This window comes from Veillonella sp. CHU732 (assembly GCF_003992085.1).
In the GTDB taxonomy this organism is placed as follows: Bacteria; Bacillota; Negativicutes; order Veillonellales; family Veillonellaceae; genus F0422.
Map to the genome: position 1 here is coordinate 14,732 of NZ_RQVC01000017.1, position 14,006 is coordinate 28,737.

The 14,006-nt window shown below is 39.8% G+C and carries 7 protein-coding genes; all 7 read left to right on the forward strand.

The annotated features are described in order from the left end of the window. The first annotated feature begins 621 nt into the window (after positions 1–621). On the forward strand, positions 622–7,770 hold the full coding sequence (locus EO121_RS07505) for a YadA-like family protein (RefSeq protein ID WP_127167169.1): 7,149 nt from the start codon (positions 622–624) through the stop codon (positions 7,768–7,770). A 161-nt stretch (positions 7,771–7,931) separates the two neighbouring features. Further along, positions 7,932–8,627, forward strand: a complete 696-nt coding sequence (locus EO121_RS07510; RefSeq protein ID WP_127167171.1) for a hypothetical protein — start codon at positions 7,932–7,934, stop codon at positions 8,625–8,627. A gap of 154 nt (positions 8,628–8,781) precedes the next feature. Then, positions 8,782–9,555: a hypothetical protein gene (locus tag EO121_RS07515; RefSeq protein ID WP_127167173.1), complete on the forward strand. Its 774-nt coding sequence runs from the start codon at positions 8,782–8,784 to the stop codon at positions 9,553–9,555. A 24-nt stretch (positions 9,556–9,579) separates the two neighbouring features. Beyond that, positions 9,580–9,834: a DUF1653 domain-containing protein gene (locus EO121_RS07520; protein ID WP_009353968.1), complete on the forward strand. Its 255-nt coding sequence runs from the start codon at positions 9,580–9,582 to the stop codon at positions 9,832–9,834. A gap of 10 nt (positions 9,835–9,844) precedes the next feature. Next, a complete protein-coding gene (locus EO121_RS07525; RefSeq protein WP_127167175.1) occupies positions 9,845–10,630 on the forward strand; it encodes an HAD-IIB family hydrolase in 786 nt (261 codons plus the stop codon). 259 nt (positions 10,631–10,889) lie between these two features. After that, positions 10,890–11,888: a phosphate acetyltransferase gene (gene pta, locus EO121_RS07530; RefSeq protein WP_126938417.1), complete on the forward strand. Its 999-nt coding sequence runs from the start codon at positions 10,890–10,892 to the stop codon at positions 11,886–11,888. A 927-nt stretch (positions 11,889–12,815) separates the two neighbouring features. Further along, the gene (locus EO121_RS07535) at positions 12,816–13,796 is read left to right on the forward strand and encodes an Abi family protein (protein ID WP_127167177.1); all 981 of its coding nucleotides are present in this window, start codon (positions 12,816–12,818) and stop codon (positions 13,794–13,796) included. Positions 13,797–14,006 lie beyond the last annotated feature (210 nt).

Sequence of the window (14,006 nt, forward strand, 5' to 3'; positions counted from 1 at the left end):
ATAGCATAGTTCAGAGTTAAATACAATTGTCACTTGTGACGCTATGTAGCCTTGTGGCGTTCTAGATTAGCATAAGGGAAGAGCACGACATATTCCTACGCAAACTGATACAGTGGTTAGGTTTGCTCCGGAACATGTCGTGCTCTTCTTGCATTTGTATGATTTAGGTAGTTAAGGAACGCCACAAAGGCCACTACTCGTAATGGCGTTCCTCAGGGGCTGTGTCATTTGCAAACTTGCGCTTTGCTTGGTTTGCTGTGCGGCTTGGTAATAGGTTTATAGGCCATTTCTTTTTATTCTTCTGAGATGAGTCTAACGCTAGCAGACGTTGATGGCTCTTCTGGTGTTTGCGAAGGTTTCGTAGGATGAATAAAAAATATTCAATTTGTTTAAAATGGGGGGGGGAGTAGGATAAAATATCGAAATATATCAATATTTGCTGTTGCATTAATTAGATATTATACATTATAATAGATGTACATTTAAAAATATAGATATGCAAACTAAACGGGTATTTACATTCATTATGATGATTTGATACGTAAGTATAAAGTATGAAAGTTGTTGGATAGTATCCGTCATAGTGGCAATGTGTAATGTAATAACAAAGGAATGTAAGTTATGAAAGAAAGAATATCAAAAAAACGTAAAAAATACGGTATTGCATTGTTGGCTGCAACGGCAGCGACAGTAGCGACGTCATTCAGCCCTAGTGCACCATGGGTGATGGCTAGTGTGACGGCATCTGATACGGATCCTAATTTACCAGATGACTTTAATCCTCCAATATATACGGAAGTACCCCATGATCAAGATACGGATAAAATAAATATTCCTCTTTATCATGTGCAAGCAGGTAATAATGTAAGTGTTACAACGAATACTTTTAAAGCAGAAGATTTTAATGGGGACGAGGCAACGTTTAACAATTTCATTGTAAAAGCTAATGATACTGTTATAGAGGATAGTGGCGACATTGTTGTTGATAAAGGTGAAAGTGAAAATGCTGAAAAAAGCGAAGAAAACGGTGTCACCCGTAGGTATAAATTAAAATTAAGTGACTCTTTAAAAGAGGAACTTAAAAATGCTGCCGGCGGTGGCGGTGGAGCGGCTCCGTCTAAATTTGAAAATGGAACGAATACAACTGTTGAGGGCGATGGCACAGAAAACAGCCCTTACAAATATAATGTAAACCCAGCCTTAACAGGTATTACATCTATCACTGGTGATACATTGACATTGAATGGTGGCGCAACAACTGTTGCGATCAACGATGATGGTGTTAATGTAGGTGGTAAAAAAATCACTAACCTAAAAGAAGGTGATGTATCAGAAAATTCTACTGATGCTGTAACAGGTAAACAGTTACATGAAACAAATGAAACAGTTAAAGAGAAGTTAGATAAAACAGCAGAACGTCATATTAAACCAGGTGATTATACAGTGGAGAACGGTACTGTTACATTAACATATGTAGATGGTGACGGTAACGACACAACAGACAAAGCAAAAATTACTGGATTAAGTTCTCTTAAATCTGTTGCTTCTGGTGATGAGGACAAATTAACTGTTGCTAACAATAACGGTGATATTACAGTTACACCTGTAGTGGCTACGGATATTACAAAAGCTGACGATGCAAATAAACTTGCAACAGCAGGCGTAGTTAACACAGCAATCACTAATGCAACAAGTCCATTGGCGAATAAAAACTTATCCAACATCACAGATGATGGTAAAAAAGTAATAACTGGATTAGGTACAGAAGTCGTACAAGGTAATGGCGTTACAGTTACTTCCAGCGAAGATGCAGCAACAGGTAAGAAAACATACACTATTTCTGCTAATGCAGCACAACCAAACTTTGCAAATGGTACGAACACAACTGTTGAAGGTGATGGCACAGCGGCTACCCCTTACAAGTACAATGTAAACCCAGCATTAACTGGCATTACGTCTATTACAAATGCAGCTCCAGTAGATCCAGCACAACCTGATGCAAAAGTAGCAAGCACTACATTAACAATCGGTAGCGATGCATTAACTGTAGAAAACAAACAAGCTGATGGTGCAACATCAACAGTGAAAATCGGCAAAGATGGTATCGATGCTGGTGGTAAAACAATCACTAACGTGGCAGATCCAACAGGTGATAAAGATGCAGCCAATAAAGAATATGTAGATTCTAAAGTTTGGGGCTTAAAAGTTCAAAATGGCGACAATCCAGCGGAAGCTGTAACAGCGAAAGATAAAGCGATTACATTAAAGGCTAGCGCAGATACAAGTGATGATGCAACAAAACCTAAAAAAGGTCTTGTAATTGCCAAGGACGATCAAGGCAACATCACACTTGGCTTAGAAAAAGCAGATCGTACTACATTAGACAATGCAGCTAACCTTGGTAACACAGGTTCTGACGGACGTGATGGACAAGCAGGCAAAAATGCAACTGGTGTTGTAGCTGGTGCAGCAGGTGCACAAGGCCCAACAGGTAAAGATGGCTTAAATGGTAAAGACTTAACATCTAAAGTAAACGCACTTCGTAATGGCGAAGCTGGTACAGTAGTGTACACAAATGAGGCTGGCGAACGTGTAGTGAAAGCTAACGATGGTAAGTACTATCCAGCAGGTAAGGTCAATGCAGATGGCACAAAAGCAGACGATGCAGTAGCCGTGACACCAGAAGCACGTCTAGTAAATCCAGATGGAACAACAGCTGGTGATGGAAGTAAATTATCCAATATTGCTCCTGGAACAGTGTCTGCTACGTCTAAAGACGCAGTGAACGGTAGCCAATTGTTCAACGAACGTGTAACAAGTCCAGTAATCTTCGTAGACAAAGATGGTAACCAAGTATTCAAAAATGCAGACGGTAAATTTACTACTAAAGATGGTGTAGAAATTACTGATGCTGATGAGTTAGCTAAGATTCATACAAAAGTGAATGCTGACAAACCAATGACATTGGATAATGTGGCATCTGCTGTAAAAGATCTAACAGGTACTACATACTTAGATAAATTAGCAGAAGGTGCAAAACAAGATAGCAAAGTGGCTAACTCTGCAGTGAATGTAACAGATTTACATGCAGCAACAACGGCAATTCTGGATAAACCAATTACGTTCATCGGCGACAATGATACGAACGATAAAATCGAACGCAAATTGGGTGAAACATTAAAAATCCATGGCGTGAATAATATCACTGTAACGAAAGATGCTGTTAATGCAGATACATTGAATGTAGCATTAAAACCTACATTGACTGGTATTACGTCGATTACAAATGCAACAACAGCAGATGGAGATGGTACGAAATTAACTATCGATGGCGATAAGCTATCCGTAGTGAACAAAAACGGTGCTGATACAGCAACAGTGACAATCGGCAAAGATGGTATCGATGCTGGTGGTAAAGCAATTACTAACGTGGCAGAACCAACAAATGACAAAGATGCAGCCAATAAAGAATATGTAGATGCTCAAAAATGGGGCTTAAAAGTTCAAAATGGCGATAATCCAGCAGAAGCTGTAGCACCAAAAAACAAAGCGATTACATTAAAAGCTAGTGCAGATACAAGTGATGATGAAGCAACTCCTAAAAAAGGTCTTTTAATCACTAAGGATGATCAAGGTAATATCACAGTTGGTCTAGATAAAGCGACTCGTGCCACATTAGACAAGGCAGCGAATATTGGTAACACAAGTTCTGATGGACGTGATGGTCAAACAGGTGCCAATGGACAAGGCACAGCGGTGGCTGGTACAGCAGGTGCAACAGGCTTAACTAGTAAAGATGGCTTAAACGGTAAAGACGTAACTACTAAAGTGAATGCACTTCGTAACGGCGAATCTGGTATAGTAGTGTACACAAATGCAGCAGGCGATCGTCTTGTGAAAGCAAACGATGGTAAGTACTATAAAGCTGATGAAGTAGAGCTTAATGGAGAGAAAAAACCAGGAGCAACTGCGGTTCCTACCAAAGAGGTAATTGCTAGCCTAATATCTCCAGATGGTACAACAGCTGGTGATGGAAATAAATTATCTAACATTGCTCCTGGAACAGTGTCTGCTACATCTAGAGACGCAGTGAACGGTAGCCAATTGTTCAACGAACGTGTAACAAGTCCTGTGATCTTCGTAGACAAAGATGGTAACCAAGTATTCAAAAATGCAGACGGTAAATTTACTACTAAAGATGGTGCAGAAATTACTGATGCTGATGAGTTAGCTAAGATTCATACAAAAGTGAATGCTGAAAAACCAATGACATTGGATAACGTAGCATCTGCTATAAAAGATTTAACAGGTAATACATATCTAGATAAATTAGCAGAAGGCGCAAAAACCGATAGCAAAGTAGCTAACTCTGCGGTGAATGTAACAGATTTACATAACACAGCGAATGCTCTTGTCACAAAAGGTCTTGATTTCCAAGGTAACCTAGGCGATGCAATTCATAAAGACTTAGGCGCAAAATTGGACATCGTAGGCGAAGGCACTGTAGCCGCTGATGCAGCAACAGCTGCCAACAACATCCGTACTAAAAATGTTGATGGTAAACTAGAAATTGGTTTAGTAAAAGATTTAAAAAATATTACATCTATTACAAATGCAGCTCCAGTAGATCCAGCACAACCTGATGCAAAAGTAGCAAGCACTACATTGACAATCGGTGGCGATGCATTAACTGTAGAAAACAAACAAGCTGATGGCACAAAAGCAACAGTGACAATCGGCAAAGATGGTATCGACGCGGGTGGTAAAAAAATCACTAACGTGGAAGATCCAACAGATGACAAAGATGTAGCTACTAAAAAATATGTAGATGATCACGCTTGGGATTTACATGTTGATGATGGTACTGGAACTGGCCATACAGTAATACCGAAAGACAAAGTAATTACTTTCAAAGCGGGTACTGGTACAATAGCACCAACTGATTTACCAGCAGGTCAAGATAGTCCTACTAAAGATACTGACGGATTAAGACCTAAAACTGGTGTGGTTGTTGAAACTGATAAAAACGGTACAATTACGATTGGCTTAGAAGAAGCAGATCGTAAAACATTAGATAAGGCAGCTAACATTGGTAATACAGGTTCTGACGGACGTGATGGTAAAGCTGGTGCAGGTCAAGATGGTGCAAACGTAGATGGTACAGCAGGTGCACAAGGCCCAACAGGTAAAGATGGCTTAAACGGTAAAGACTTAACATCTAAAGTAAACGCACTTCGTAACGGCGAAGCTGGTACAGTAGTGTACACAAATGAGGCTGGCGAACGTGTAGTGAAAGCTAATGATGGTAAGTACTATCCAGTGGGTAAGGTCAATGCAGATGGCACAAAAGCAGATGATGCAGTAGCCGTGACACCAGAAGCACGTCTAGTAAATCCAGATGGTACTACAACAAATGGTACAACTGTATTAAATAATATTTCTTCTGTTGTTACACCACTAGCAGGTACAGATACATTAGAAAAATTAAAAGAAGCGGCTAAAGATAATAGCCCAGTTAAAAATGCAGCTACTAACGTAACAGATTTACATAACACTGCGAATGCGATCGTTGAAAAAGGCTTGACTTTCAAAGGCAATGCAGGCGATGAGATTCATAAGAACTTAGGTGAAAAACTTGACATCGTAGGTGAAGGTACAGTAGCATCTGATGCAGCAACAGCAGCTAACAACATCCGCACTAAAAATGTTGATGGTAAACTAGAAATCGGTTTAGTAAAAGATTTAAAAAATATTACATCGATTACAAATGCAGCTCCAGTAGATCCGGCACAACCTGATGCAAAAGTAGCAAGCACTACATTGACAATCGATGGCGATGCGTTAACGGTAGAAAACAAACAAGCTGATGGCACAAAAGCAACAGTGAAAATCGGCAAAGATGGTATCGATGCTGGTGGTAAAAAAATTACAAACGTGGCAGAACCAACAGAGAATTCAGATGTAGCTACTAAAGAATATGTAGATAATCAAGCATGGAATTTACATGTTGATGATGGTACTGGAACTGGCCATACAGTAATACCGAGAAATAAAGTAATTACTTTCAAAGCCGGTACAGGTACAGTAGCACCAACTAATTTACCAGCAGGTCAAGATAGTCCTACTAAAGATACTGACGGATTAAGACCTAAAGCTGGTGTGGTTGTTGAAACTGATAAAAACGGTACGATTACGATTGGCTTAGAAAAAGCAGAACGTAAAACATTAGATGATGCAGCTAATATTGGTAACACAGCTTCTGATGGACGTGATGGCAAAGCGGGTGCAGGTCAAGATGGTGTAGCCGTAGCGGGTACAGCAGGTAAAGAAGGTCCAACTGGCAAAGATGGCTTAAACGGTAAAGACTTAACATCTAAAGTCAATGCCCTTCGTAACGGCGAAGCTGGTACAGTAGTATTTACAAATGCTACAGGTGATCGTTTAGTGAAAGCAAACGATGGCAACTACTACAAAGCGGATCAAGTAGAACCAAATGGAGCTCCAAAAGCAGGTGCTACAGCAGTTGCTACAAAGGATGTGACCGTAAGCCTAGTATCTCCAGATGGAACAACTAAAGGTGCACAAAATAAATTATCTAATATTGCAGATGGTACTGTATCCGAAACATCCAAAGATGCTGTTAACGGTAGCCAATTATTCAACGAACGTGTAACGAATCCAACTATCTTTGTAGACAAAGATGGCAACCAAGTGTTCAAAACAACAAAGGGTCAATTTGTAGATAAAAATGGGGCAGAAGTTTCTGGAGCAGTTCATACAAAATTGAATGCGGGTGCTCCAATGACATTAGATAATGTGGCGTCTGCGTTAGATAAACCAGCTGAAGGTGTAGATTACTTAGCTAAATTAAAAGAGGCCAAAGAAGGCAATACAGTTAATAACTCTGCGGTAAACGTAACAGATTTACATAACACTGCGAATGCGATCCTTGAAAAAGGTCTTACGTTTGAAGGCGATACAGCAAATGATACAGTGAAACGTAAATTGGGTGACACATTAAAAATTCATGGCGATAACAATATCACTGTGAAAAAAGATGCTACCAATCCAGATACATTGAACGTATCGTTAAAACCTACATTAACTGGTATTACGTCGATTACAAATGCAGCAACAGCAGATGGAGCTGGCACTACATTAACAATCAATGGCGATGGATTAACTGTAGAAAACAAACAAGCTGATGGCACAAAAGCAACAGTGACAATCGGCAAAGATGGTATCAATGCTGGCAATACGAAGGTTACTAATGTAGCGGCAGGTCAAAACGATACTGATGCAGTGAATGTGTCACAGTTGAAAGGAATTGCAAATTACGCAACTAATGTGGATAGCCGTGTTAATCGTTTAGGTGCTCAATCTGCTGCGATGGCTGGATTACGTCATTTACAATATGATCCATTGGAACCAACTACAGTGATGGCTGGCGTAGGTACCTACAAAGGTCAAACTGCATTGGCATTAGGTATTGCACACTATAAAAATGAGTCTCTATTATTCCATGCAGGCGCATCTATCGGCAGCAATCATGATGAATTGATGGCAAATGCAGGCGTTAGCTGGAAGTTCGGTTCTCGTGCTGATGAAACAGCGGTGAAAGATGCATATCGTCAAGGTCCTATTAGCTCTTCTTATACATTACAAGATAAAGTATCTGCCTTAGAAGCACAAAATCAATTGCAAAAAGACGAAATTAATGAGTTGAAAGCGCAATTGGCAGAAGTACTTAAATATGTAAAAAAAGGTTAATTTTTACTAACCAATACGAGTAGATTTTGTGAAAGCTTCGGCTTTCACAGGGTCTATGGTATACAAAATAAAAACAATATAGTACAATGTGTGATAAAGATTAGATAGTATATCTAGATGAGATAATTTTAGTAAGTAGAATTTGTATAGGAGATATAGGCATGAAAAAATTAGTAGTAACGGCAGTATTATTAGCTGCCACAACATCTGGTTTTGCTATGGGAGATGTGTTGTTCGATCAAAAGAACCCAGGCAATATCGTAACACCAGCGGTGGGATATGAAGTGGAAGCAGTGACACCAGAAACGGCATCTGCATTACAAGAATTAGGTATGACATTAGATCGTGCCCATGCGGTGCAGGCAGATTTAGTAGCTCGTCATGAGCGTGGTGAGCGTTTGACAGATCGTCAACATCGCTTTGCGGACCATGATGTGAACCGTGATTTCTTGCGTGTTTTAGATCGCAACTTGACTAATCGCGTGGAGTTCTTTAAACGTGCTCATAATTGGAATGGGGACAATAAATACGAACACACTGCGAACTATCAAGTGTTCTTGAACAAACATAACGAACAGGCGACAGAAGCGGTGAATGGATATAGCAACAGCTATGGCTGGAATGTATTGCGTGGTGTACGTCAAGACGCATTGGACAATGTGAAAGCCGTGCTTGACCAAAAAGGTGAAGCAACAACTGGTGAAGACATTGTGAATGCGTTGTCACAAGCAGCAGCTAAACAAGCGTTCACTGTGGATCAAGAAGAACTTCGTTTCTATATCAATGAACTTGTTTGGTATACAGCAAAACAAACAGCAAAAGAAACAAATAAAGAACTAGATCATGTATTAAAATAAGATGAACTAGTGTAGAGTATGTAGATGCTCGATAACAAAGGAGCCATAACAAACCTAAGTGGGTGTTGTGGCTCCTTTAAATCTATAAGGTATGATATAATAAAAGATAGATTGAGTAGAATATGATTCAGTAATTTATATAGGAGATAGAATTTTGAAACGTTTAGTATTATCAACAGCATTATTGCTGACAGTAGGCGCAAGTTTCGGTATGAGCGAGGACATTTTCGCTCGTCAACATCCATCCGAGGTAACGGAAGTGGCGAAGGGCTACCATTTATTAGCGACTATGCCAGAAACAAAAGAAGCCATTGACGGCCTAGTACATACGATTGATGGAGTACAACCGACGCCAGCCATGGCGAGCACATCTATGCAAGGCATCACATTAGAAGAATTGTCTCATGCTGTGAAAGGTCATGATTCTGTGACTCCTTCTGCGGTAGTGTCACACATTACAGCAAAACCAATCCATGGCATTACAATGGATGAGTTATTGACTGCGTTACAAAGCAAGGGACAAGACAAGGTGACTGTCTATGATGGTGCTCAAGTGCTATCCATTTTAGATACGAAACTAACAAAACGTTTGCGATTCTTTAAACGCATTCACAACTGGCATGGGGATAATAATCTAGATCGTTCCAACCGCCACGAAGAAGCAGCAGTGTTGGCTGGCAAGGAAACAGTGGAAAAAGGTAGCTATGCGTGGTACGTATTGAAAGATTTGCGCCACGATATCTTAGCGAATGTAGAGCAAGCCATCGAAGCGAAAGGTAATGCATTAACAGGTGAAGATATTGCTACAGCTATTGCTAGTGCAGCAGAGAGCAATGCGAAATATGTGAAGAGCGAAGAGCTTCGTTATTACATCAATGAACTTGTGTGGTACTCTGTGACAGAGACAACGAAACAACTAGGTAAATAATTGTTACCAGAAAGGACGATGACTATGCAAGAGATTGTAGTAGGCGGTTTATATCGTCATTTTAAAGGCATGTTATACTATGTCATCGACATTGCCATCCATTCCGAAACGGATGAGCCTCATGTGGTGTATCAACAGCTTTACGGAGAGCGCAAAACCTTCGTACGTCCCTTGGTGATGTTCGCCAGTGAGGTGGACCATGAGAAATATCCAAATGTGGAGCAGAAAGACCGCTTTCAGTTAGTGAACGGTTGGGATGAAGAGCAGCACTTACGCTGAGGAGGACCGGATGGACAAGAAATATTTTTTCTTCGATATTGATAATACCTTAGCGGTCTGGCCGGATGGGGTGATTCCTGAAAGCGCTCAGTACTCTTTGGAGTATTTACAGAATAAAGGCCATCACGTGGCGCTCGCTACAGGTCGTTTGCAGGCGGATGCCATGCGGTTTGCGAAGATGGCAAAGACCCCAAATTTTGTGGCTGATGGTGGCTATAGTATTACAGAAAATTACGAAGTGCAATGGATGCAGGGCATGGATCGGGACCGTTGCGTGCAGTATCTCCAGTATTTGACGAAACACAATGTGCCTTGGGGCGTGACCCACAAAAATGAGTTTGTCCGCATTACTCCTTATGAAAGTGTTCTAGCCTGGGATCCGGAGTGGGAGCTGATACAAAATGAAGTCGTACCAGACTTGGTACCAGAGGACATTGAACACTTTTACAAGGTCTATGCCTTCATCACAGAAGAAGAGGAACAGCGCCGTGGCATTGTGCATATGACGAAGGATTTAATTCGCTATGGAGACGGATGCATTTTATTTGAACCGATGGACAAAGCCTATGGGATTCGGAAAATGATCGATGGCTTTGGGGCGTCCTACCGAGACGTCGTCGTATTCGGTGACGGCTATAATGATTTGTCTATGTTCCGACCAGATTGGCTGAACATTGCTATGGGGAATGGTCGTGACGCACTGAAAGAAAAGGCTGACTACGTCACAACATCCTGCCATGACGACGGGATTTATAAAGCCTTGCAGCATTTTGGGTTTATACCGAAGCAGTTTTAGTAAATAGTGCCTTGTTGTAGGCTTCCCGGTATATGGGGAAAGCTGAAGCATAGGGCTTTTTTTATGGAAGGTGCTTATGAAAAAAGAGCTGGCAATATTGGTGGATGGAAACGTAGCTTTCAGTTAGCAACGCTTAATTATGAATGAAGTGGATAGTATACTTTCAGCATAACTATATGAAGCGGTTTGAACATCAAAATTAGTTATAGTATAATAAAGCGTAGATATATCGAAATGGGTCTTAAAAGGAGGACATACCATGGATTTAATTCAAAGTTTAAAAGAGCAAGCGAAAGGCTTGGGTAAAAAAATTGTATTGCCAGAATTCGAAGATAGCCGTGTCATCGAAGCAGCGGCTGCGATTTTGAAAGAAGGTTTCTGCGTGCCTGTATTGGTTGGTGCAGAAGATAAAATTCAAGCAGCAGCCACAGCAGCTGGTGTATCTTTGGAAGGTGCTGAAATCATCAACCCAGCTACATTCGGCGAATTAAACAAAATGGTAGATACATTTGTAGAATTGCGCGCGAAAAAAGGCATGACACCTGAAAAAGCACACGCTACTATGACTGGCGATGCATTGTTCTTTGGTGCTATGTTAGTGCGTTTAGGTTTGGCTGATGGCATGGTAGCAGGTTCTGCAAGCCCTACAGCAAACGTACTTCGTGCAGCTATCCAAGTGGTAGGTACACAAGCTGGTTTGAAAACTGTATCCAGCTCTATGCTTGTGATCACTGATAAAAAAGAATACGGCGATGACGGATTATTGATCTTCTCCGATTGCGGCGTTATTCCTAACCCAACATCTGAACAATTGGCTGATATTGCTGAGTCCAGCGTTGGTAAAGCTCGTTCCGTAGCAGGCATGAAAGAGCCTCGCGTATCCTTCTTGTCCTTCTCCACAAAAGGATCTGCTTCTTCTCCAGAAGTTGATAAAGTGGTAGCAGCTGTAGAAGACTTGAAAGGCCGTAACGTAGACTTCGCATTCGATGGGGAATTGCAATTAGATGCGTCCATCGTTCCATCCGTAGCAGAACGTAAAGCTCCAGGCTCCCAAGTAGCTGGTAAAGCTAACATCTTGATTTTCCCTGACTTACAAGCTGCGAACATTGGTTACAAATTAGTACAACGCTTTGCTGGCGCTACTGCTATCGGACCAATCATCCAAGGTTTGGCAAAACCAATTCATGACCTTAGCCGTGGTTGCTCTGTAAGCGATATCGTTGACCTTTGCGCGATTGCTGCTGTGGAAGCCAACTAAGTCGTCTCTTGCTACGTTATGTAGCCTGTGGCGTTCTTAACTGAATAGGGTAAAGGGAAGAGCACGACATATTCCTCCGCAAACTGATCCTACGGTAGGTTTGCTCCGGAACATGTCGTGCTCTTCTTACATTTGTGTTATTTAGATAGTAAAGGAACGCCACAAGGCTACTACACCTAACGGTGTTCCTCAAGGGGGAAGATGCCTGTGATGGCATCATTTGCAAACTTGCTCGTTGCTGAGTTTGCTAGTCAGATGGTAGTAAGTTTATATAAACAGTACGAATAGATTATGCTATAATAAAAATGCAAGAGCCATTAACGTGTTGTTAGGCTTATCTCTTCCTATTATGGGAGGAGGTGGTACTATGAAAAAGTTTAGAAAAATCGATATCTTGATTTTACTTCTAAAATTAATAGTACGACTCATTGATTGGTTTAACTAATTGATGAAAAAGCCTAACGATAAGAGGTTCGGACCCTCTACACGTTAGGCATTTCAAACTTACAGATTTTGAGATGAGCCTAACGCCAACCGCACGTTGATGGCTCTTCTTATTTGCAAGTTAAGTATAGCACAGTTTGTTGCAGTATTGCAACGTCTCTTGTTACTCTATGCAATCTTGTGGCGATGTCTAAATTAGCATAAGTAAGCCCGTAACATATTCCTCCACAAACTGATCCTACGGTAGGTTTGCTCCGGAACATGTCGTGCTCTTCTTGTATTTGTGTTATTTAGATAGTAAAGAAACGCCACAAGGCTACTACACCTAACTTCGTTCCTCAGGGAGGGGCGTTTGTGATGGTTTTGTTTGCAAACTTATGTGTTGTTTACTTTGCTGTTCTGATGTAGCAAGTTTATATAAACAGTACGAATAGATTGTGCTATAATAAAAGACAAGAGATAAAAGATAAAAAGGAGTATCTTATGGGATATAAAACAATAAATGGCCTTATGAAACATTTAAGAGTTAATGGAATAGCAATAGCTAATAGTACTCAGAAAAGACAATTAATTAATACCGGATACTTTCATGGATATAAGGGATATCGTTTTTACAAAGATAAAGCAAAGAGGTTACCATTTTCTACATATAAAGAAATTAATGCAACAATCCAGTATGATTCCGATATTAAATCGTTATTGTACAGTAAAATGATGTTTATAGAAACAGCAGTAAAAAATATTGCATTAGAATGTATCTTGGATAGTGCAAGGTCGGAAAGTATTCAAGTGATGTGTGATAAAGTAATAAGTGGATATCATAATGCGCCTATCCAATGCACGACAAAGAATAAAGAAAAATTACAACAGAATAAGCTTAATTTACAAAATTTAATACAAAAGAATCTTGCTAAGGCATATAGCAGTAGAAATCAAAAGATTATGCATTTCTATAATAATGTGAAGTATTCTGATGTGCCTATTTGGGCATTATTTGAAATATTAACTATGGGGGATTTTGGATATTTGCTTTCATGTTTAACATATACTGTAAGAGATGCTATTACCAAAAGAATAGGATTTAATTTAGCAAGTGATACTAATAGAGAATTGCTATATAAGTTTATCTACACACTAAAAGATTTGAGAAATGCAATTGCTCATAATGGTGTTGTATTTGATACAAGATTTAATAATATTAATATAACACCTGCAATGGAAAGTTGTTTAAAGAATGATGTAGGATTACCGTATTTTAATTTAAAAACAATAGGAGATTATATTATCCTTATAAGTTATTATTTAAAATTTTTACATGTTTCTAAAACAGAAGTTAAGGCTTTTATACATGAGTTTGAAAAGATTACAGCGAAGTATAAAAAGTCTGTTAATCCGTCAATTTATACAATGGTTGTTCATCCTGACCTACAGAAACGAATGACAATTTTAAAACAATTTATATAATCCTTGCTTTTAGTAGTTAATTGGAGTATAATAATAGCAACTAATTGGGGTATGCGTTTGAGGATGCATACTTGAAAGAGCCGGCTACGCTGGCTCTTTTTCTATGTCAGTAAACTTTCACAAAAGAAGTGTATAAAGGGTCTAGCAGTAGGCCCTTATTTTTTATAAAGTTTGAGTGTGTAATATTATTGAGAAGAGGCAGCACAACGC

Excerpts from the sequence above, each read along its gene's own strand:
- EO121_RS07505 (WP_127167169.1), top strand. The coding sequence starts at position 622 with ATGAAAGAAAGAATATCAAAAAAACGTAAAAAATACGGTATTGCATTG.
- EO121_RS07510 (WP_127167171.1), top strand. The coding sequence starts at position 7,932 with ATGAAAAAATTAGTAGTAACGGCAGTATTATTAGCTGCCACAACATCT.
- EO121_RS07520 (WP_009353968.1), top strand. The coding sequence starts at position 9,580 with ATGCAAGAGATTGTAGTAGGCGGTTTATATCGTCATTTTAAAGGCATG.
- EO121_RS07525 (WP_127167175.1), top strand. The coding sequence starts at position 9,845 with ATGGACAAGAAATATTTTTTCTTCGATATTGATAATACCTTAGCGGTC.
- pta (WP_126938417.1), top strand. The coding sequence starts at position 10,890 with ATGGATTTAATTCAAAGTTTAAAAGAGCAAGCGAAAGGCTTGGGTAAA.
- EO121_RS07535 (WP_127167177.1), top strand. The coding sequence starts at position 12,816 with ATGGGATATAAAACAATAAATGGCCTTATGAAACATTTAAGAGTTAAT.